Source organism: Bacillus cereus group sp. MYBK216-1 (assembly GCF_051916495.1).
Classification (GTDB): domain Bacteria; phylum Bacillota; class Bacilli; order Bacillales; family Bacillaceae_G; genus Bacillus_A; species Bacillus_A thuringiensis_K.
This window is the reverse complement of record NZ_JBQAGT010000004.1, coordinates 199,463-217,665: the sequence shown is the minus strand read 5'-3', so window position 1 is coordinate 217,665 and position 18,203 is coordinate 199,463. Positions and strand designations below refer to the sequence as shown.

Here is an 18,203-nt window from a genome sequence, read left to right as displayed (position 1 = left end):
CTCTTCACCTCCTATCGCATCATAAGTGTAATATTCCCCGCAGCAATAATAATTGTAATACTTAAAAAGAACATAAATGATACGATAGCTAAGCAAGCAAATACGTAAATGATGCTTCGTCCAATAATGTCTAAACATTGAATAATTGCTCCGCCGCCAACCGGTTGCAATACTGCTGCTGCAAATTTATAAATAAATGCAATACAGAAAATTTGAATCGCAGGAAAAGCAACAATTAAGCATAAAATGACGAGCCCAATAATTCCGACTGTGTTTTTCAATAATCCTGATGCGCTAATAACAGTATCTGCCGCTTCGGTAAACATCCTTCCAACTACTGGAATGAAGTTTCCTGTTACAAATTTAGCAGTTTTCACAGCTATTCCATCAGCAACGGCTGTCGCTGTTCCTTGTACAGATAATACTCCTAAAAAAATCGTTAAGAAGATACCGATAATCCCAACGCTAACGTTTTGCAGAAGCTTGGACAATTTCGTAACTTTATATTGATCACTCATTGTACTTACAATACTTAATATCGTTGCCAGTAATAAAAGCGGTAGAACGATATAATTCATAAGAAGCCCGCTTGTATTCATTAAGAAAATGATAATCGGATGAAAGAAAGATACAGATACAACCCCGCCACCAGTCGCTATAAGCGCCAATAAAATTGGCAATAGCGCTAATATGAAATCTACCATTGTTTGTATCGTTTCTCTTGCATATGTCATAACGACATAAAAACTATTCAAAGCAAAAATAATAAGTACCATATATACAACAGCATCAGCAATTTTACTTACACTACTTTTTGAAAAAGCAGATTGTAGTGATTGCAACAATGCACTAAAGATTGTGAGCATAATGAGTGTGCCAAGCAGTTTTCCATTAGCTGCAAGCTCATGAAATAAATATTTTAATAACCCTATCATCCACTCTTTTAGAGAGAATTCTTTTTCTCCCTTTACAAACTCCATAAAACTCCCTTTTTGACTCTCTGGCAAATAGCCTCCATATTTTGTAACAAGCCCGTCCCAAAATTGCTTCACATCTTCAATTCCGAGCTTATCCAATTGTTGATCAACGACGTTTGTTTCTACAGGAGAAGCTTGTACAACAACCGGTAAAGAAAAGAAAAGGAAGCAAGCAAATAGCAGCTTAGCTCCAAACCTCCTCAACATTCACTCCCCCTTATCCTGTCGGTAAAAATCCGAGAATAGTTTCAATTACAACCGTCAAAATAGGAATTGCCATAACGAGAATTAAGATTTTCCCAGCAAGTTCAATTTTCGAAGCGATGGCACCTTGACCAGCATCTTTTGTGATTTGAGCTCCAAACTCAGCAATATAAGCAATTCCAATAATCTTTAGTAACGTTTCCACGTAGACATTACTAACTTTCGCTTCACTCGCTACTCTCTCAATCATTTGTAAAATAGAATGAATTTGATCGATTAAAATAAGAAACATCACACTGCCTACGAACACAATAAATAAAGATGTAATACTAGATTTTTGCTGGTTCAAAACAGCAGCTAAAAACGTAGCAACGAGGCCTAATCCGACAATTTGTATAATTTCGATTCGAACCGCCTCCTTTACTGGAAGAGAAAGACACTTTTAATCTTGTCGAATAGCGTATTAATTAAAAATGCAACATGAAATAAAATGACGACAAAACCGACAAGGATAACCCAATTTGCAATATCCTCACGCTTCAATTCTTTTAGTACAGTATGAATGAAAGCTAAAACAATGCCGATTCCGGCGATTTGAAATATTAATCCAACATCAATGGACATCGCCTTTCTCCCCCCTATAGCAGTAAAATTACAATTAGTAGCCCTGCTAGTACCCCTAAGCTCTTGATCATTTTTTCGTATTGCAGTTGTAAAGCTTTTGCTTCCTCTTCTTCTCTCTCCAAATGTGTAATACATAAGCGAATATGTTTTTGTTGTGATTCACGATCATGTTGCCCGAGAGTTTCACCAAATTGCTGCAGTATTTCATACTCGGTTTGTTGAAAAGCCGTCAACTTCCAATTCTCTTTCAAACTATCTATCCAAGCTTCCCTTACTGTTTGTTCTCCACTTTCTAGTTTTTTAGCGAAACTTTGAAATATCCAATTTAATGGCTTTGGCATTTGTTTAACTAATCGCTCGGCAGCCTCAGATAAAGGTGTGTGTCCATACATAATTTCTGCCTCTAATGATTGAAGTGCTGATTTTAATAACCTAAGTTGCCTAGGCCTCTCACTGTATCTTTTAGCGTACGAAAACCCGAAAAAGGTGCTGACCGCAACGATTAACACTGCACCAAATATTTTCACCATACGCCCTCAGCCTTTCTATTTGATAACACTGGTTTTCCATATTTATCTTTCACCTGCATAACCGTTCCTGGACCCCTCGCTTTTGACAACTCCACAAACCTATCAAATATACCAAGCTCTAGCACTGCCTTGAGCGATGGACGTCTCACAACATCCTCATAGGAAAATCCGTGTGCACTTATAAAAAGCTGAACACCTGCATGCACTGCCTCCATAATTGCTTCACTATCTTCTTTACGGCCAATTTCATCTACGATCAAAATATCAGGACTCATAGAACGAATCATCATCATCATTCCTTCTGCCTTTGGACATGCGTCTAACACATCGACTCGGGTACCAAAATCGTATTGCGGGATCCCTTTCACACAGCCAGCAATTTCTGACCGTTCATCAACAATCCCCACTTTACAGGAAGGAATTTCCGAAGCACTTACCCCTTGACTCATGCAACGTGCTACATCTCTTAAAAGTGTCGTTTTTCCTGTTTGGGGAGGGCCAATTACCATCGTGTTTAACCACCTTTTTTCATACAAATATGGCAAAAGCGGTTCAGCAATCCCTATTTTTTGACGAGCAATACGAATATTAAAGGAAGAGACATCACGAATCATTTTCACTGCGCTTTTTTCTGTAATGACTTTTCCTGCTAACCCGATTCTATGCCCCCCGCGAAGCGTCACATACCCACGTTTTAATTCCTCTTCCATCGTATAAATTGAGAATTGACTTAACTTATTCAATAAGTAAATAGCATCCTCTGCAGTAGTAATATAGTCATAAAAAAACACCTTTCCGTGTGCAATACACTCTAGCGGCCTTCCAATTCGAACACGAATTTCCTCTAAAGCATCGTATTGCTTACATTCTTCAATTAAGTACTTCATCGTTTTTGGTAAAACTTCTAATACCTCTTTCATCGGCTTCTCCCCACTATACTCGACTTACTATTTCAGTAATGCGATAAAAATACAGCAAATTCCAAGCGCTAGAAAAAAGAGCTTCAAGAAAGAAATTTCACTTGCTACACTCGCTATCCCAATTGTCATTGTTAAAATTAATACGGTAGGTCCAACAAACGCCAACATACCATTTATAAACAACGCTTTCTTCGCATCATTCACATAAAGCATAAGCAAAGCAGCAAATATCTCCGCACTACCTGAAAATAATCGAAGTGCTCCCATAACAAGCACAGATGTTTCCATTGCCGCTAGCCACTGTTTCATTCTTCCACCTTCTCCCGTAACAGTTACTAACTTCGTATTCTAAAAAAGAATATATTTGTACAACCATATGCAGAGGTTGTCTATTTCAGAAGTAAAAACATAATTTTTCTCTAAAGTCTGAATTACAATCTGAATATTCATATTATTTTATGGTATATTATGGTACATTTAGTTTAAAAGGGGTATAAAACATGCAGCACGTCACTTTATTACCACTAGATTTATGCTATACAAATGTGATTTTCGAGCTATCAAATGATCTACATATAAAAAATGCATTGGGGATAACGGTAGAAAACATCGAAGATACGAAAGCATTTCTTCTTTTTGCAATAGAAGAAGAACGTCAAAAGAAATCCTTATCGAGAATGATTGTGAATGAAGAGGATGAAATAATTGGCCTCACCACACTTAAACATATTAATAATGAGAAGAAGCAATCTCACATTGGTAGTTGGCTTGGCTATCCGTACTGGGGAAAAGGCTATAACGAGGCTGCTAAAAAAGAAATCTTTAAAATAGCCTTTTTAGACTTACAACTTTCCTACGTATTTGCTGGTGCTAAAACGAATAATATCCGCTCATTAAAAGCACAAGAAAAACTACCTTATATTTCATTGCATGTGGAAAACAAGTTTCCAGACGAACACGCTGCACTAGAGAAAGAAGTAAAGTCACCTTGCTCTCTGCATGTCGTGTCACGTGAAAATTTTTTAAACTGGTTGAAATTACAGAATGAGGAGGAAAAATATGAAGGCATTGAAAGTTAGTTTAACCGTTGTAGTAGAATTAGCTCTTATTTATCTTTTTTCATTATTGGTCGGTTGGTCATTTATAGAGACCTTTTTCCTTGGTAGTTTAGCAATATTTGCAATTATGTGGTTAATTATTATGAGTAACCATAGAAATAACATTACAGATCACGCAATAAGTAAAACATTAACTGGCGTTGAGACTGGCGAAATAAAACCATTTCAAATTGTTTTGACTCCATCTATTATGGGTACTCTTTCACTTGTTTTAGTCAGTTTTATAATAACAGCTATTTACTATCTACCCTATTTCCTATAAAAAAGCACTCGTGAATTATCACGAGTGCTTTTCTACTATGCACGAGAAACGTATTTACCTTCACCAGTGTTGATGATAAGCATTTCGCCTTCGTTAATGAAGATTGGTACTTGTACAACAAGACCAGTTTCTAATGTAGCTGGTTTTGTTACGTTAGAAGCAGTATCACCTTTAATACCAGGCTCTGTTTCTGTAACTTGTAATTCAACTGTGTTTGGAAGTTCAACACCAAGTACTTCGCCTTGGTAAGTCATGATTGCTACTTCCATGTTTTCTTTTAGGAATTTAAGCTCGCGCTCGATTTGGTTTTCACCAAGTTCGATTTGCTCATAAGTTCCGTTATCCATAAATACGTGAGCCTCACCGCTTGCGTATAAGTATTGCATACGACGGTTTTCGATGTGTGCTTTTTCTACTTTCTCGCCTGCACGGAATGTTTTCTCTTGAACAGAACCTGTGCGAAGGTTACGTAGTTTAGAACGAACGAATGCAGCACCTTTACCTGGCTTTACGTGTTGGAAATCAAGTACTTGCCAAAGGCCATTATCCACTGCAATTGTTAAACCTGTACGAAAATCGTTTACTGAAATCATGTAAAAAAATCCTCCTGTATGTTACAAAATAATAAGTTCTTTTGGTGATTTCGTAATTACTTCATTACCTTCACTTGTTACAATGATATCATCTTCAATACGTACGCCGCCAATACCTGGAATATAAATACCTGGTTCTACTGTTACAGCCATACCTGGTTCAAGAACTGTATCAGAACGGAACGCTAAACCTGGTGCTTCATGGATTTCAAGACCGATTCCATGGCCAGTAGAGTGTCCGAAGTATTCACCGTATCCTTTTTCCGTTATGTAATCGCGCGTTAACGCATCCGCTTCACGGCCTGTTAAACCAGCTTTAATACCGTTCACACCACGTAGTTGTGCTTCTAAAACGATATTATAAATTTCTTTCAATTTATCAGATGGTTCACCAACTGCAATCGTACGAGTAATATCAGAACAATATCCTTTATAATAAGCGCCGAAGTCTAATGTAACGAAATCTCCTGTTTCTATCACTTTTTCAGATGCCACGCCGTGCGGTAATGCCGAACGAAGACCTGAAGCAACGATAATATCAAACGAAGAAGATGTTGCTCCTTGTTTTCTCATGAAAAATTCAAGTTCATTTGACACTTCAATTTCAGATACTCCCGGGCGAATGAATGATAGAATATGCTCAAAGGCAGCATCTGCAATCTGTGCAGCTTCCTTTAATATCTTAATCTCTGAATCAGTCTTTATCAAGCGTAACTTTTCTACAAGGCCAGAAGTCGGGATAAATTCAGCATCAATCGCTTCCTTATGCACTGAATAAGAACTATATGTAAGAGTATCTTGCTCAAAACCAAGCTTTTGAATTCCAAGCTCTTTCACTTGCTTTGCCACTTCATCAATGATCAATCCTGCGTGCTGCACAATCTCATATCCAACCGCTTGTTTACTTGCCTGCTCGACATAACGGAAATCTGTAATAAATTGAGCACGATCTTTTGAAATAAGAACAACACCAGCTGTTCCTGTGAAGTTAGCCATATATCTACGACTATGTTCATTTGTTAACAAAATACCGTCAATACCAGCCTCATCAAATGCACTTCGTAATCTTTCGATTTTCTCCATTACTTTATGCCTCCCTCAATTTCTCCATTAATGCAAATAACGCTAACTTATAGCCATAAAAACCAAATCCAACAATTTGTCCCGCACAAACAGCTGCCGTCACAGATTCATGACGGAACGACTCACGCTGGTGAATGTTAGAAATATGTACTTCAATAACAGGAATCGAAATGCTCGCAATTGCATCTCGAATCGCATAGCTATAATGTGTAAATGCTCCAGGATTTAAAATGATCCCTTCATATATATCTTCCGCCTCATGAATACGATCGATAATCGCACCTTCATGATTCGATTGGAAACATTCTAACTCCACTCCCATTGTTTCTGCTTCTTGCTTCATATCTGCTTCAAGTGTCGCTAGCGTGCCCTTTCCATATACATTTACCTCACGAACACCAAGGCGATTTAGGTTAGGACCGTTTACGAGGAGTACCTTTTTCATATGCTTAAAACTCCTTATTATTAAATGTCTATACAACATTTTAACATAGGAGTTACTTATTTGAATAGTTTGTCTTCTCTTCCCCTTCTCGCTCGGCCTTATTGGTATTTACTGCGTAAGAAACAGAGTAGGCTATAAACACACCATACAATATAAAAATGCATATGGTCGTCACAATTGTTTCTTTCGGTAAATGGAGTGCACTTTTAATAGCAGGAGCCATTAAACCCATCCCCAAAAACAGTAGTGCCCACCAAAATAGCCCATAAATAATTCCCGCTATAATCCCTTCAAACTTCGCAAAAAATGCTTTATACAAAAAGGCAATCAAAATTGAAAGAAGTCCCATACACACTATTCCGGACACATTGCCCCATACACCCTCTTTCCAACTTCCAAACGCAAATGGTAAAAGGAAATAATTTGGTCCCGCCTCCGTGAATGAAAATATATGAAGGAAATACCATATTCCGCCCCAAAAGATTCCACCAAACAAACCAATCTGCACAAAATTCCTTGTTCCTAATTGTTCTTGACTCACATCAACACCTCCGCTCAATAGTATGCCCGAAACTATTTTGAAGCATGTTTAAATACTGCGAAATTTGTCTATAAAAAGAATAAGAAATGTCCGACTCTCATAACATTTTCACTTGTCATCTACTTGTATTTGCCGATAAAATAAAGGAAACTCGGTGATTGTCTTATTTCAAAACGACAGAACCCAGTATGACAATTGCCTCTTTTTCTACATAAGAGAGAAACAAATACAGGTTGGTGTTAACATGGCAGAAGAGTCAAAACAAATATATGGCGGGCAAGCGGTCATAGAAGGAGTTATGTTTGGCGGTAGAGAATATACTGTTACAGCGGTTCGTCGTAAAGATAAATCGATTGAATTTTATCGATTACCACGCGTTCGTAATAAAGTACTATCTACCCTAAAAAAAATTCCATTTTTACGAGGGATTGCCGCTATTGTGGATGCAAGTGCGAATGGAGCAAAGCATTTAAACTTCGCTTCAGAACGATTTGACGTCCACCCAGAAGATGATGAACAAATTGCAAATAAAAAAGAAGAACAATCAAAATTAACGATGGTATTAGGAGTTGCAGCTGTTGGCGTTTTATCTTTTATATTCGGTAAAGTCATTTTCACAGCAGTTCCTGCACTATTAGCTGAATTAACGAGACCGATTTTCCCATCTCATACTGGGCAAATCATTGTCGAAAGTGTCATTAAGCTCATGCTATTATTGAGCTATATATACTTTATTTCTTTAACCCCACTTATTAAGCGGGTATTTCAGTATCACGGTGCAGAGCATAAGGTAATCAATGCTTACGAGAATAACCTTCCTCTGACTGTAGAAAACGTTCAAAAGCAAACTCGTCTCCATTATAGATGCGGCAGTAGCTTTATTATATTTACAGTCATTATTGGAATGTTCGTTTATTTCCTAGTCCCTACAGACCCTCTTTGGGCACGAGTTATAAACCGAATTTTATTAATTCCAGTTGTACTTGGTATTTCTTTTGAAGTATTGCAATTTACAAATCGATTAAGAGATATTCCCGTATTACGCGTACTTGGATATCCTGGGTTATGGCTACAACTATTAACAACGAAAGAACCAACAGATGACCAAGTGGAAGTAGCAATTGCATCGTTTGAAGAATTATTACGTTTAGAGAACAAACAATAATTATTTAAAAATGGTGTTCAACTCCTTTCCTCATCGTTAATATACTAATTTTAATATACGTTTTTAGGAGGTGTCCCTTATGAACGGTCGTTCGTTTACTTTCGCTATATTTGTGCTTATTATCGGATTGGCAATATTCGGCCTTGTTTCATCTGTTATTACAAATCCCATGGGTGTATTAAGAAATATCGGGTACATGTTACTTGTTGTCGGTATCTTTTACTTGCTATACAAGATGTTTACAAATTCCAGTGGTTCTGCAAATTCGCAAAGCTCATATAAGCGTGCGGCAAAACAATCGAACCGCAAACATGGGAAACAAAATGTAGCACCCCTAGGCAATTCTTTCTTTAAGTCAAATACTTCTAATGACAAAATTAAAAAAGGGAATTCTTCCACTTTGAAACGAAAAAGAAAACAGTCTCATTTAACTGTCATTGAAGGCAAAAAAAGCAAAAAGAAAGACCGTGCTTCCTTTTAGGAAGTACGGTCTTTTTTTATACTTTGAAGCACTTCTTTTAAACTTTTCTCTTTCATACTTTCAATTCGAAGATGATGATTTTCAAATGGTAAATTCCGCGTCACATCATTGGGTACCACAATGCACGTTAATCCCGCTGCAACTGCTGCTCTCAATCCATTTAATGAATCTTCAAATACAACAGCTTCAGACGGCTTAATTCCTAATTCTTCTATTGCAACTCGATAAAGAGCTGGATCTGGTTTTACCTTCTCAACATCTTCTCTCGTTTTAATTACTTCAAAATATTCTCGAATTTGTAGTTCTTCTAAAAAATGAATAACCCATTCTCTAGACGAACTAGAAGCTAGTGCGATTTTTAATCCCATTTCTTTCGCTTCTTCTAAATATTCTTTTACCCCGTCACGAGCTTTTGGTATTTTCATTTTCTCTTTATGTAAAGTTGCCACTTTTTCTTTTAATGCACTTTTGTTAAAATTCTCTTTTAATTGATCATTTAAATATGCATAAAGTACCTCATCTGTTGTTCCAATGCATTTCGCAAATTCCTCTAAAGGTAGTTCCCCGCCGTATTCACGAACAGCATCTCTGAAAGAGTGAAACCATATCGTTTCTGTGTCCACAATTAATCCATCAAAATCAAAAATAATTGCTTTCATAATTCTCCCATCCTTTTCGAATTGAAATAAAAAAGGAAACGCCATACGTTCCCCTTAATTACTTTTCTCTTCATTTGCTCTTTGAACACCGCGAAGTGTTTCCACTCGGACTGCATCTTGTTCAAAGTATTGCACTAAATCACCAATGCGATCAATCGCTTCCCAACTTAAATGATGTTCAATTCCTTCTACATCATTGTAAATTTTACCTTCATCCACACCGATAATACGCATAAATTGCTCTAGCAAATCATGACGATATACGAGACGTTCTCCGATTTTTTTACCTTTTGTTGTTAATACAAGCCCTCTATATTTTTCATAAATTAGATATTCATCTTTGTCTAATTTTTGCACCATTTTTGTTACAGAGGATGGATGTACACTAAGCGCTTCAGCAATATCAGATACGCGGGCATAACCCTTTTCATCAATCAACAAATAAATTTGTTCAATATAATCTTCCATACTAGGGGTAGGCATCGGTTTCCTCCATCCAAGTTCATTTTGCTTATTCCGTACGAAGCAATCAATAAAATGATACACCAGAAAGAATAACGTGACAAGGTGGAAACGAGCCTAAATATATAAAACAAAAAAGAATCTGTATTTGCATACAGACTCCCCTTAAGTAAAATATTGTATTTCGGCATTAGGGAAAAACTCATTTATATAACCTCTTATCGTTTCTTCCAATACTGTTGCATCATCCTTTTTATATACATATTTTCCGATGCCATATCGGCCCCATTTATACTTTCGCTTCTCTTCATCCATTTCAAGCTTCGTATTTGGATAACGCTCTTGAATAACCTTTTTCGCTGGTTTCGTAAAACGATGCTGAATTAATTCAAACGTTAAATTTGGTATCGTCATATCTTTCAGCGCATTGTACAGTCGCTCAAATAGTTCACGATATCCTTCTTCCCATCCTTCATGCATATAAAGTGGCGCGACTATAAAACCAAGTGGATAACCTGCACCTGCTACTTTACGCGCCGCCTCTATTCGCTCCTCAAACGGCGATGTCCCTGGTTCAAAATTTTTAATTACATATCGTGAATTTATACTAAACCTGAAACGAGTTTTCCCATTATGTTTTGCATCTAATAAATGATCAACGTGCGAATATTTCGTTACGAAACGTAAGCGCCCATGTTCACTTTCTCCAATGAATTCAATCGCCCGCTTTAATGCATGTGTTAAATGGTCAATCCCAACAATGTCTGATGTACACGCTGCTTCAAATCTTGTTATTTCAGGTGCCCTTTCATCCATATATTGCTTTGCCTTCTCAAATATTTCATCAAGATTGACATACACACGAACGTAAGGCTTACTCCCAAGTGTCGTTTGCAAATAGCAATAATGACAATGTCCCATACACCCTGTTGCGAGCGGAATTGCATATTCAGCTGACGGTTTTGACGTATCAAACTTTAGCGTCTTCCTTACTCCAACAACAAGTGTAGCCTTTGCATTACGATACTTTTGCAAATCATTTTCTCCTGGCAAATTTCTAATTTGATTATGTGATGTCGTTTCACGAATTTCTAATCCCATCTTCGTAAACTTCTCATAAAGCTCTTTTCCAAGTGGATATTCAAGTGCCTTCGGTTCAAAGTAAACGAGTTTTGGCATAAATGGTTTCATACGCTTCCCTCCTCTTGTTAGTATGAGGAACGCGGAAAAATTAAAACACATTAAAGTTTTCCACTTCAGTAACTCGCATTGCAAGTTACTGGATGTTATAATTTGGATAACAGCTACCTTGCAACGCAAGTTACCTGAGTAAAAGGTGGTGAAATCATGCACAGCCAAATGTTAAAAGGTGTACTAGAAGGTTGCATCCTATACATCATTTCACAAGAAGAAGTGTACGGATATGAACTGAGCACAAAATTAAATAAACATGGCTTTACATTCGTAAGCGAAGGAAGCATCTACCCTTTATTATTACGTATGCAAAAAGAAAAATTGATCGAAGGAACATTAAAAGCTTCCTCACTCGGTCCAAAGCGAAAATATTATCACGTAACCGATAAAGGGTTAGAACAACTTGAAGAATTTAAACAAAGTTGGGGAATGGTTTCTACTACGGTAAATAACTTATTACAGGGGGAGTGATAGGGATGAATGCACAAGACATGATTGAATTGAATAATAAAAAACGTGAGTTTCTAACTTCCGAAAACGAAGCTGCTTATGGCGATATGTTAGTATATCTTCGAATATCAAACGTACCTGAGCAACAAATGGAGGAACTGTTACTAGAAATATTAGATCACCTCATCGAAGCACAAACAGAAAATAAAAGCGCTTATGACATTTTCGGTAGTGATTTACAATCTTATTGCGATGAACTTATATCAGCTTTACCAGCCCAAACAAAATTAGAAAAAACTTCTTTAATCGGTTTTGTTGTTAGCTTACTTCTTGCTATACAGTTTGGCATAAATGCAATTATTTCATTTTTTATGTTTCTCTTTGAAAAAAACAATACATTATCAAGTCCGCCTTTTAGCATCCTTGGAACTACTTTGTCTGTTTCAATAATTATACTAGGTATACTATTTATTTTATATTTATTAAAGCGTTACTCATTTAATCAGAAAATGAATTGGAAAAGAAGAATTCTATTTGGATTCGCATTTGCTACTCCATTTTGTTCCGCTGTATTCTTAAATATTTATTTCCAAAAGCAACCTTATCTCATTTATCATCTAAACTTTTGGCAAAATGCTTTAATTGCTATCTTATTTTTTATTTTATATAAATTACTATATAAAAAATCAAATTTTTAACAGCCCTTCAAAAGGCTGTTTTTTCTTCTGTCTAATTTTACAAATTGAAAAATTTCATAAAGAAAATAAGAAAAATGCAAAATAATTAAAGTTAATTGTTGACGTGATGCTTTTATTATCGGTATCATAAATCTTCGTGAGCAATTATTTTTCGTTATACGATTTTTTTATTATTACTGAATTTTTGAGAGGAGAAATTAGATGTCAGTTAAGAAGAAAACGCAAGTACGCACCGGCAAAATGGTACGTGAACTAATGTTAGCAGACGAAGATGTAAATGCTTCGCTAATTATGGTATATAGTGAAAACGGTGTAAACGCAGAAATTAAAATCGAGGGCTTAACGCCGAAATGTAACGAAGAATTATTTTTGAGCGGAAACGTGGATTGGAACAAGAGTGTTATTTATAAAATTGTTGATTTCACTGGAAACGCTGAAGTTGGTAAAGTTACATTAACAGCGATGAACAAAAACAATGTTTCTCTAGAAATTGAACGCGTTATGTGGAGTAAAGAAAATAAAGAAGCTGCCGAGCAAGAAGAAACACGGGTAGAAGCAGCACCGAAAAAAGAAGTAGTTGTAGAAGCTCCAAAAGCAATTACACCTGCTCCTAAGCCTGTTACGCGGGTGGAAACACCTGCTATGGCACCTAAGCCTACTCCGGTACCGACACCGAAGCCAGTAAGCGTAGAAGCAGCTGTAGAACTAGCAACTCCAGCGCCTGTGAAAAAAGCAGTCCCTACTCCAGTTACAAAGCAAGAGACAGCACCGGTTGCTCCTGCAAAACCGAAGCAGCCTGCTTTGACTGAAACAAATTCAAAACTACAAGAAAATTATGTTAAACTCGTGAAAAAGACAATTGAAGTTTGTCAAGATTACGAGCTTGGCATCGACATAGATGATTCTATTGAAAGCTTAAAAGAAGAACTACAAAACCAAGGTATTAGCGTTACATTTGACAAAGAAATTATGGACGTTGTAAGTCGCCTTCGTTCTTTACAAGATAAAGGAATCAAAGTAGAAAAAGTACTTAATTTACTATAAAAAATAAGAGATGGCAATTGCCATCTCTTATTTTTTATAGTTCCACTCATTACTTTCATACTTTTCTTTCGCTAACGTTTGAACTTCATGTAACTGTTCTTCTGTTAATTCATATGGAACAAGTTCTATATCTAATCCTTCTTCAAAGCCAACTTCAAACGCTTTAATTAACTGTTCTATCGTAAATGTACGGTCTGTTAATTCATTAATTGCTACTGCTTTAGAAGAGAACATACTCTTCATACGTTCCTTCACACGTTCATTTGGGAATAAAAATAGATCATATAGTTCATCTAAATCAATTTCTAATGGAATCGATCCATGCTGTAAAATAACACCTTTTTGACGTGTTTGAGCACTACCAGCAATTTTTCGTCCTTCCACTACAATTTCATACCAAGATGGTGCATCAAAACATACGCCTGAACGTGGATTTTTTAAATTTTCACGATCTGCTTCTGTTTTTGGAACTGCATAATAGGCTTCTAACCCTAATGCCTTAAAACCATCTAATAAACCTTGCGAAATAACACGATACGCTTCTGTAACTGTTTTCGGCATGTTCGGATGATCTTCAGACACAATAACACTATACGTTAACTCTTTGTCATGTAGTACCCCCCTGCCGCCTGTTTGACGACGAACGAATCCATATTTCTTTTCGTTAACTACATCCATATTAATATCTTTTTCAACACGTTGAAAATATCCAACTGTTAATGTTGGTACTTCCCATTCATAAAAACGAATTGTTGGTGGCATTTTCTTGTCACTTTGCCAATTTAACAAACATTCATCTAACGCCATATTAAATGCCGGTGAACATTGACCAGAGTTAATATAACACCATTTTTCTTTTCCCATCCTGCACCTCATATAACCAATTATTTTTCACATTCTCTAGTCTACCAAATTCGACAAAATTTGTGAAAGAATAAGAAATTTCTTCTTATATGCAAATGAATCTGTTGCATAAATACATATGGGCATTATAATATTGAAAGTAGGATAAGAAAAAAGGGAGCGATAGAATCGTGTCAACAACTTGGATTATTTTATTAGCCGTAATCGTAGCATTTATCGGCTACACTGTATGGATGTACTTCTATCAGAAAAAATTAATTAAAACTCTTACAGAAGAAGAATTTCGCGCTGGCTACCGTAAAGCACAGCTTATCGATATTCGTGAAGCAGACGAATATAACGCAGGGCATATTTTAGGTGCACGTAACATTCCGTTATCACAAATTCGCCTTCGCCATAAAGAACTTCGTCAAGATCAACCTGTTTACTTATATTGCCAAAGCGGATTCCGTACAGGTCGTGCAGCGCAATACTTAAAAAAACAAGGCTACAAAGATTTCTACCAATTACAAGGTGGATTTAAATCTTGGACAGGCAAAATTAAAAAGAAATAATAACATACAAAAAACTAGCTGAATAAATCAGCTAGTTTTTTCATTTCATCTTATTCACAATGTATAATAAACTCTGCTTGATTACCTTTTCATCGTTCTCTTCTACATTCCGATATAGCAGGCGATATTCAATGCCTTTCTCTTTCCACGTTATTCTCACACATTTTGACAACACTTTTTGCAAACAAAAAAGACCCCTATTATTCTTACGCCCAAGTGAAAAGGTTACGCGAATAAAAAGAAGTCTTATTAATACCATAGTTTGTGAAAAGCTTTTCAGGTCAAGATTTTTTCTTTCTTATTATTTTCCCTTTATAATAAGGGAAAGAGGTGATACATATGGCCAATATAAAACAAATTGCTAAAACTGCTGGTGTATCGATATCAACTGTTTCTCGTGTCCTGAATAATCACCCTTACGTAAAAGAAGAAAAGCGTAAGCGTGTTCTAGATGCTGTTGAAGAATTAAACTACGCAAAAAATATAAATGCTGTCCATTTAATAAAAGGGAAAACATATACAATTGGCGTTATGCTTCCTTTCATTAACCTCCCCTACTTCAGTACGATTATTGAAGGAATCGGAAACGAAGCGTTATTAGCTGGGTATCATATTAATTTATGTCAAACGAATTACGATAGCATTGAAGAAATTCGTGTTCTTGAAATGATGAAAATGAAACAATTTGATGGGATGATTATTTGCTCCCGAACGAGCTCTTGGGAACAAATCGAACCTTTTGCAAAATTTGCCCCTATTATTTCATGTGAAAAAATGAAGCATCCCCTCATTTCATCCATCTACGTAGATCATTATGAAGGTTTCCGTCTCGGTACTGCCTATTTACTAAGTAGAGGCCATGAAAAAATCGGAATTTGTTTAGCAAGAAAAACAAGTGTAAATTCCATGGAGCGCGAAAAAGCATTCGCCGATACACTTCGTAACGAAGGGAAAACGTTGCATCCTGAATGGATTTTCCACCAATGCTATACAATGCAGGATGGTGCACAAGTACTCCATCGTATTGTAAACATGAAAAATCGTCCAACTGCTATTTTTACAGCGAACGATCAAGTTGCAGCTGGTTTATTAACAGAGGCTCGAAAACATGGCATTCGAGTACCTGAAGACCTTGCTATCCTTGGGTTTGATAATCATGAAATTTCAAAGGCATTAGAAATTTCCACAATTGAACATCCCGGTCTCGCAATGGGCTCACATGCTTTTTCTTTATTCCATAAGCAGATCCAAAGCGAGCAAATTGTCGGCAGTGCAAAAGAGCTTTCATTCCATTTAATTGAGCGAGAGACTGTCTAAAAAGAGCGTTACCTATAACGCTCTTTTTCAGCTTTTCACCTATTGACTTTATATTTTCCATCTCATATAATGAACCTAACGAACGGTAGGTAGGGGATGAAAATGACAGCAAACCGCATTAAAGCTGTAGCACTTTCTCATTTCGCACGCTACGGCTACGAAGGAACTTCATTAGCAAATATTGCTCAAGAAGTTGGGATTAAAAAGCCATCGATTTACGCACACTTTAAAGGAAAAGAAGAGCTATATTTTATATGCTTAGAATCCGCTCTTCAAAAAGATTTACAAAGCTTCACTGAAGATATCGAAAAATTTTCAAATTCGTCTACTGAAGAATTGCTCTTACAATTACTAAAGGGCTACGCAAAACGATTTGGTGAAAGTGAAGAATCAATGTTTTGGTTACGAACTTCTTATTTTCCGCCTGATGCATTTCGCGAACAAATTATCGAAAAAGCGAATGCGCACATTGAAAACGTCGGAAAACTTTTATTCCCTATATTTAAACAGGCAAACGAGCAAAGTGAACTGCATAACATTGAAGTGAAAGACGCTCTAGAAGCTTTTCTATGCTTACTGGACGGACTTATGGTTGAACTACTATTCGCAGGTTTAAATCGCTTTGAGACTCGTTTAAACGCCTCTTGGCAAGTATTTTGGCGAGGCCTTTCAAACTGACGGATTGCTCCTTTGCAATGCGTCGTTTTTAAGCCCTTTACCTAACGACTGGTAGGAAGGAGAAATGAAAAATGGCATGGATTTATGTAATCTTAGCTGGTATTATTGAAATCTTTTGGGTGATTGGATTAAAACACGCGGAAGCACCACTTCAATGGGCTGGTGTTGCTCTATTAATTACAATTAGTTTCGTCTTATTATTTAGAGCTTATAAAGATTTACCTGTCGGCACTGTATACGCAGTCTTTACAGGTATTGGAGCTGGTGGAATCGTTCTTACTGAGATTTTCGTTTTCGGAGAACCTTTCTCTATCGTAAAAGTTTTATTAATCGGTTTAATCTTCTTCGGAGTAATTGGTTTAAAACGAGTAACAGAAGAAAAAGAAGCGAAGGAGGCCGCATAAAATGGCTTGGGTATTTTTAATTCTAGCTGGTATTTGTGAAATTATTGGTGTACTCTTTATGAAAGTAGCCACTGAAAAGAAAGGCTGGGCACCAAAAGTTATCTTAATCGCTAACTTCGGTGTAAGCTTCTTCTTCTTATCCCTTGCGATGAACACATTACCGATGGGAACTGCTTACGCGATTTGGACTGGAATCGGAACTGCCGGAAGTGCACTTCTAGGCATTCTCATTTTCCGAGAATCAGCGGATTGGCGTCGTCTTGCTTTCTTAAGCTGCATTCTATGCGGCGCTGTTGGCTTAAAACTATTAAGCTAACGTGAGGTGAATGTCATGTGGAAAGAAAAAGGAAAGAAAATATTAGCATGGATCACACTTGGTATCGTCATTCTATTACAAATAAGTTTTCATATAATAGAATCATTGTTTCATAAAGTATTATCCATTCTCACATTCCTTCCTAACATGACACTTGAAATTATATCGATTGTTTGGTCCATTATCGCCTCCATTGCAATCGTCATTATATGGAGTATCGCCAAACTATGGAATAAGTTATTAAAAAAGGACAGTACTTCTGAAAAAGAATAACTGTCCTTTTTTATATTCATTCAGACTTTCTGTAGAAGTTAGATGTGATAAGACAAAATAGACCAATTATAACAATACTTATACCAATTGCTTTATGCAAATTAGGAAACGGTGATGGTATGTCTGAATAAAAATTTGCTAATATGAGACCGATTGAAACGAAAAGTACCCCTATTCTATATAAACATTTTCTTTTGTCCATCATTCTCCCCTCCTAAAATTTTTCATACACTCCTTTCTTTTGGACATACTACCTAAAAAAGGAGTGAATAATATGCAAAATTCTATACATAAGCAAATCCTATTTTTATTTTTCCTCTTTCTTATTCTCGTTATCGTTTTCAGCT

28 protein-coding genes and 1 pseudogene are annotated in these 18,203 nt (G+C 36.5%); 13 read left to right on the top strand and 16 right to left on the bottom strand.

Features of this window, described 5'->3' with window-relative positions; all coding sequences use genetic code 11:
- Window positions 1–11 precede the first annotated feature (11 nt).
- Genes spoIIIAE through ACTFRH_RS15580 form a run of 6 tightly spaced genes read right to left on the bottom strand, consistent with a single transcriptional unit; the run spans window position 12 to window position 3,564 of the window.
- Window positions 12–1,184: a stage III sporulation protein AE gene (gene spoIIIAE, locus ACTFRH_RS15605; protein WP_000946110.1), complete on the bottom strand. Its 1,173-nt coding sequence runs from the start codon at window positions 1,182–1,184 to the stop codon at window positions 12–14.
- A gap of 10 nt (window positions 1,185–1,194) precedes the next feature.
- Window positions 1,195–1,578 (bottom strand): stage III sporulation protein AD, encoded by a 384-nt coding sequence (gene spoIIIAD / locus ACTFRH_RS15600; protein ID WP_080545903.1) that lies wholly within the window; start codon window positions 1,576–1,578, stop codon window positions 1,195–1,197.
- Between the two features lie 23 nt (window positions 1,579–1,601).
- Entirely contained in the window at window positions 1,602–1,805 is a 204-nt protein-coding gene (gene spoIIIAC / locus ACTFRH_RS15595; protein ID WP_000020914.1) for a stage III sporulation protein AC, read from the bottom strand.
- 14 nt (window positions 1,806–1,819) lie between these two features.
- A complete protein-coding gene (gene spoIIIAB, locus ACTFRH_RS15590; RefSeq protein WP_000238702.1) occupies window positions 1,820–2,335 on the bottom strand; it encodes a stage III sporulation protein SpoIIIAB in 516 nt (171 codons plus the stop codon).
- Complete coding sequence (spoIIIAA, locus tag ACTFRH_RS15585) at window positions 2,329–3,255, bottom strand: stage III sporulation protein AA (protein WP_000665905.1); 927 nt, start codon at window positions 3,253–3,255, stop codon at window positions 2,329–2,331. The genes spoIIIAB and spoIIIAA overlap by 7 nt, the downstream gene beginning before the upstream one ends.
- 27 nt (window positions 3,256–3,282) lie before the next feature.
- On the bottom strand, window positions 3,283–3,564 hold the full coding sequence (locus ACTFRH_RS15580) for a YqhV family protein (RefSeq protein WP_000816050.1): 282 nt from the start codon (window positions 3,562–3,564) through the stop codon (window positions 3,283–3,285).
- Between the two features lie 191 nt (window positions 3,565–3,755).
- On the opposite strand from ACTFRH_RS15580, the gene ACTFRH_RS15575 reads away from it, so the two are divergent.
- Together ACTFRH_RS15575 and ACTFRH_RS15570 are read left to right on the top strand one after the other, a co-directional pair.
- Complete coding sequence (locus tag ACTFRH_RS15575) at window positions 3,756–4,334, top strand: GNAT family N-acetyltransferase (protein WP_001164982.1); 579 nt, start codon at window positions 3,756–3,758, stop codon at window positions 4,332–4,334.
- Complete coding sequence (locus ACTFRH_RS15570; RefSeq protein ID WP_000645695.1) at window positions 4,315–4,635, top strand: hypothetical protein; 321 nt, start codon at window positions 4,315–4,317, stop codon at window positions 4,633–4,635. Before ACTFRH_RS15575 ends, ACTFRH_RS15570 begins: the two co-directional genes overlap by 20 nt.
- Before the next feature lie 35 nt (window positions 4,636–4,670).
- Here the strand turns inward: ACTFRH_RS15570 and efp are convergent, their stop codons facing one another.
- The 4 genes from efp to ACTFRH_RS15550 are packed head-to-tail and all read right to left on the bottom strand — an operon-like array spanning window position 4,671 to window position 7,297.
- A complete protein-coding gene (gene efp / locus ACTFRH_RS15565) occupies window positions 4,671–5,228 on the bottom strand; it encodes an elongation factor P (protein WP_000626510.1) in 558 nt (185 codons plus the stop codon).
- Between the two features lie 21 nt (window positions 5,229–5,249).
- Window positions 5,250–6,311 (bottom strand): Xaa-Pro dipeptidase, encoded by a 1,062-nt coding sequence (gene pepQ, locus ACTFRH_RS15560; RefSeq protein WP_000411038.1) that lies wholly within the window; start codon window positions 6,309–6,311, stop codon window positions 5,250–5,252.
- A gap of 4 nt (window positions 6,312–6,315) precedes the next feature.
- The gene (gene aroQ, locus ACTFRH_RS15555; protein WP_000757087.1) at window positions 6,316–6,756 is read right to left on the bottom strand and encodes a type II 3-dehydroquinate dehydratase; all 441 of its coding nucleotides are present in this window, start codon (window positions 6,754–6,756) and stop codon (window positions 6,316–6,318) included.
- A gap of 52 nt (window positions 6,757–6,808) precedes the next feature.
- Entirely contained in the window at window positions 6,809–7,297 is a 489-nt protein-coding gene (locus ACTFRH_RS15550; RefSeq protein ID WP_000076884.1) for a YqhR family membrane protein, read from the bottom strand.
- A 244-nt stretch (window positions 7,298–7,541) separates the two neighbouring features.
- On the opposite strand from ACTFRH_RS15550, the gene ACTFRH_RS15545 reads away from it, so the two are divergent.
- Both ACTFRH_RS15545 and ACTFRH_RS15540 read left to right on the top strand, forming a co-directional pair.
- Window positions 7,542–8,462: a DUF1385 domain-containing protein gene (locus ACTFRH_RS15545; RefSeq protein WP_000807121.1), complete on the top strand. Its 921-nt coding sequence runs from the start codon at window positions 7,542–7,544 to the stop codon at window positions 8,460–8,462.
- Between the two features lie 79 nt (window positions 8,463–8,541).
- Entirely contained in the window at window positions 8,542–8,943 is a 402-nt protein-coding gene (locus ACTFRH_RS15540; protein ID WP_001014460.1) for an SA1362 family protein, read from the top strand.
- Here ACTFRH_RS15540 and ACTFRH_RS15535 read toward each other — a convergent pair.
- The 3 genes from ACTFRH_RS15535 to splB all read right to left on the bottom strand — a co-directional run bounded on the left by ACTFRH_RS15535 (window position 8,940) and on the right by splB (window position 11,255).
- On the bottom strand, window positions 8,940–9,602 hold the full coding sequence (locus ACTFRH_RS15535; protein WP_033673105.1) for an HAD family hydrolase: 663 nt from the start codon (window positions 9,600–9,602) through the stop codon (window positions 8,940–8,942). The two genes, ACTFRH_RS15540 and ACTFRH_RS15535, sit on opposite strands and share 4 nt — an antisense overlap.
- Before the next feature lie 54 nt (window positions 9,603–9,656).
- Window positions 9,657–10,085 carry a transcriptional regulator MntR gene (gene mntR, locus ACTFRH_RS15530; RefSeq protein ID WP_001143082.1) on the bottom strand — a complete coding sequence of 143 codons (429 nt, stop codon included), beginning with the start codon at window positions 10,083–10,085 and terminating at the stop codon, window positions 9,657–9,659.
- Window positions 10,086–10,229: 144 nt separating this feature from the next.
- Complete coding sequence (splB, locus tag ACTFRH_RS15525; protein WP_000802101.1) at window positions 10,230–11,255, bottom strand: spore photoproduct lyase; 1,026 nt, start codon at window positions 11,253–11,255, stop codon at window positions 10,230–10,232.
- Between the two features lie 156 nt (window positions 11,256–11,411).
- Here splB and ACTFRH_RS15520 point away from each other — a divergent pair, with 156 nt between their 5' ends.
- The 3 genes from ACTFRH_RS15520 to ACTFRH_RS15510 all read left to right on the top strand — a co-directional run bounded on the left by ACTFRH_RS15520 (window position 11,412) and on the right by ACTFRH_RS15510 (window position 13,450).
- On the top strand, window positions 11,412–11,729 hold the full coding sequence (locus ACTFRH_RS15520) for a PadR family transcriptional regulator (RefSeq protein ID WP_000556083.1): 318 nt from the start codon (window positions 11,412–11,414) through the stop codon (window positions 11,727–11,729).
- A gap of 5 nt (window positions 11,730–11,734) precedes the next feature.
- On the top strand, window positions 11,735–12,406 hold the full coding sequence (locus ACTFRH_RS15515; RefSeq protein WP_000993575.1) for a DUF1129 family protein: 672 nt from the start codon (window positions 11,735–11,737) through the stop codon (window positions 12,404–12,406).
- A gap of 201 nt (window positions 12,407–12,607) precedes the next feature.
- Entirely contained in the window at window positions 12,608–13,450 is an 843-nt protein-coding gene (locus ACTFRH_RS15510; protein WP_000111903.1) for a hypothetical protein, read from the top strand.
- 27 nt (window positions 13,451–13,477) lie between these two features.
- On the opposite strand, the gene ACTFRH_RS15505 is transcribed toward ACTFRH_RS15510, so the two are convergent.
- The gene (locus tag ACTFRH_RS15505) at window positions 13,478–14,314 is read right to left on the bottom strand and encodes a lipoate--protein ligase family protein (protein WP_000514065.1); all 837 of its coding nucleotides are present in this window, start codon (window positions 14,312–14,314) and stop codon (window positions 13,478–13,480) included.
- 170 nt (window positions 14,315–14,484) lie between these two features.
- Here ACTFRH_RS15505 and ACTFRH_RS15500 point away from each other — a divergent pair, with 170 nt between their 5' ends.
- Window positions 14,485–14,868: a rhodanese-like domain-containing protein gene (locus ACTFRH_RS15500; RefSeq protein WP_000108653.1), complete on the top strand. Its 384-nt coding sequence runs from the start codon at window positions 14,485–14,487 to the stop codon at window positions 14,866–14,868.
- 40 nt (window positions 14,869–14,908) lie between these two features.
- On the opposite strand, the pseudogene ACTFRH_RS15495 reads toward ACTFRH_RS15500, so the two are convergent.
- A pseudogene (locus ACTFRH_RS15495) lies at window positions 14,909–15,022 on the bottom strand (DNA polymerase III subunit delta); the annotation flags it as partial.
- A gap of 185 nt (window positions 15,023–15,207) precedes the next feature.
- On the opposite strand from ACTFRH_RS15495, the gene ACTFRH_RS15490 reads away from it, so the two are divergent.
- The 5 genes from ACTFRH_RS15490 (at window position 15,208) to ACTFRH_RS15470 (ending at window position 17,856) form a co-directional block, all read left to right on the top strand.
- Window positions 15,208–16,185, top strand: coding sequence for a LacI family DNA-binding transcriptional regulator (locus tag ACTFRH_RS15490; protein ID WP_001273977.1), 978 nt, complete (start codon window positions 15,208–15,210; stop codon window positions 16,183–16,185).
- 96 nt (window positions 16,186–16,281) lie between these two features.
- Entirely contained in the window at window positions 16,282–16,863 is a 582-nt protein-coding gene (locus tag ACTFRH_RS15485) for a TetR/AcrR family transcriptional regulator (protein ID WP_002164178.1), read from the top strand.
- A 71-nt stretch (window positions 16,864–16,934) separates the two neighbouring features.
- Window positions 16,935–17,267, top strand: a complete 333-nt coding sequence (locus tag ACTFRH_RS15480) for a DMT family transporter (protein ID WP_000312354.1) — start codon at window positions 16,935–16,937, stop codon at window positions 17,265–17,267.
- Window position 17,268: 1 nt separating this feature from the next.
- Window positions 17,269–17,583 (top strand): DMT family transporter, encoded by a 315-nt coding sequence (locus ACTFRH_RS15475; protein ID WP_000312623.1) that lies wholly within the window; start codon window positions 17,269–17,271, stop codon window positions 17,581–17,583.
- A 15-nt stretch (window positions 17,584–17,598) separates the two neighbouring features.
- Window positions 17,599–17,856, top strand: coding sequence for a DUF3975 family protein (locus tag ACTFRH_RS15470; RefSeq protein ID WP_000265370.1), 258 nt, complete (start codon window positions 17,599–17,601; stop codon window positions 17,854–17,856).
- A gap of 16 nt (window positions 17,857–17,872) precedes the next feature.
- On the opposite strand, the gene ACTFRH_RS15465 is transcribed toward ACTFRH_RS15470, so the two are convergent.
- The gene (locus tag ACTFRH_RS15465) at window positions 17,873–18,061 is read right to left on the bottom strand and encodes a hypothetical protein (RefSeq protein WP_002164179.1); all 189 of its coding nucleotides are present in this window, start codon (window positions 18,059–18,061) and stop codon (window positions 17,873–17,875) included.
- Window positions 18,062–18,203 lie beyond the last annotated feature (142 nt).

Bases quoted from the DNA above. Each gene is read 5' to 3' on its own strand.
- spoIIIAE (WP_000946110.1), bottom strand. From the start codon at position 1,184: ATGTTGAGGAGGTTTGGAGCTAAGCTGCTATTTGCTTGCTTCCTTTTC.
- spoIIIAC (WP_000020914.1), bottom strand. From the start codon at position 1,805: ATGTCCATTGATGTTGGATTAATATTTCAAATCGCCGGAATCGGCATT.
- spoIIIAB (WP_000238702.1), bottom strand. From the start codon at position 2,335: ATGGTGAAAATATTTGGTGCAGTGTTAATCGTTGCGGTCAGCACCTTT.
- spoIIIAA (WP_000665905.1), bottom strand. From the start codon at position 3,255: ATGAAAGAGGTATTAGAAGTTTTACCAAAAACGATGAAGTACTTAATT.
- ACTFRH_RS15580 (WP_000816050.1), bottom strand. From the start codon at position 3,564: ATGAAACAGTGGCTAGCGGCAATGGAAACATCTGTGCTTGTTATGGGA.
- ACTFRH_RS15575 (WP_001164982.1), top strand. From the start codon at position 3,756: ATGCAGCACGTCACTTTATTACCACTAGATTTATGCTATACAAATGTG.
- ACTFRH_RS15570 (WP_000645695.1), top strand. From the start codon at position 4,315: ATGAAGGCATTGAAAGTTAGTTTAACCGTTGTAGTAGAATTAGCTCTT.
- efp (WP_000626510.1), bottom strand. From the start codon at position 5,228: ATGATTTCAGTAAACGATTTTCGTACAGGTTTAACAATTGCAGTGGAT.
- pepQ (WP_000411038.1), bottom strand. From the start codon at position 6,311: ATGGAGAAAATCGAAAGATTACGAAGTGCATTTGATGAGGCTGGTATT.
- aroQ (WP_000757087.1), bottom strand. From the start codon at position 6,756: ATGAAAAAGGTACTCCTCGTAAACGGTCCTAACCTAAATCGCCTTGGT.
- ACTFRH_RS15545 (WP_000807121.1), top strand. From the start codon at position 7,542: ATGGCAGAAGAGTCAAAACAAATATATGGCGGGCAAGCGGTCATAGAA.
- ACTFRH_RS15540 (WP_001014460.1), top strand. From the start codon at position 8,542: ATGAACGGTCGTTCGTTTACTTTCGCTATATTTGTGCTTATTATCGGA.
- ACTFRH_RS15535 (WP_033673105.1), bottom strand. From the start codon at position 9,602: ATGAAAGCAATTATTTTTGATTTTGATGGATTAATTGTGGACACAGAA.
- mntR (WP_001143082.1), bottom strand. From the start codon at position 10,085: ATGCCTACCCCTAGTATGGAAGATTATATTGAACAAATTTATTTGTTG.
- splB (WP_000802101.1), bottom strand. From the start codon at position 11,255: ATGAAACCATTTATGCCAAAACTCGTTTACTTTGAACCGAAGGCACTT.
- ACTFRH_RS15520 (WP_000556083.1), top strand. From the start codon at position 11,412: ATGCACAGCCAAATGTTAAAAGGTGTACTAGAAGGTTGCATCCTATAC.
- ACTFRH_RS15515 (WP_000993575.1), top strand. From the start codon at position 11,735: ATGAATGCACAAGACATGATTGAATTGAATAATAAAAAACGTGAGTTT.
- ACTFRH_RS15510 (WP_000111903.1), top strand. From the start codon at position 12,608: ATGTCAGTTAAGAAGAAAACGCAAGTACGCACCGGCAAAATGGTACGT.
- ACTFRH_RS15505 (WP_000514065.1), bottom strand. From the start codon at position 14,314: ATGGGAAAAGAAAAATGGTGTTATATTAACTCTGGTCAATGTTCACCG.
- ACTFRH_RS15490 (WP_001273977.1), top strand. From the start codon at position 15,208: ATGGCCAATATAAAACAAATTGCTAAAACTGCTGGTGTATCGATATCA.
- ACTFRH_RS15485 (WP_002164178.1), top strand. From the start codon at position 16,282: ATGAAAATGACAGCAAACCGCATTAAAGCTGTAGCACTTTCTCATTTC.
- ACTFRH_RS15480 (WP_000312354.1), top strand. From the start codon at position 16,935: ATGGCATGGATTTATGTAATCTTAGCTGGTATTATTGAAATCTTTTGG.
- ACTFRH_RS15475 (WP_000312623.1), top strand. From the start codon at position 17,269: ATGGCTTGGGTATTTTTAATTCTAGCTGGTATTTGTGAAATTATTGGT.
- ACTFRH_RS15470 (WP_000265370.1), top strand. From the start codon at position 17,599: ATGTGGAAAGAAAAAGGAAAGAAAATATTAGCATGGATCACACTTGGT.
- ACTFRH_RS15465 (WP_002164179.1), bottom strand. From the start codon at position 18,061: ATGATGGACAAAAGAAAATGTTTATATAGAATAGGGGTACTTTTCGTT.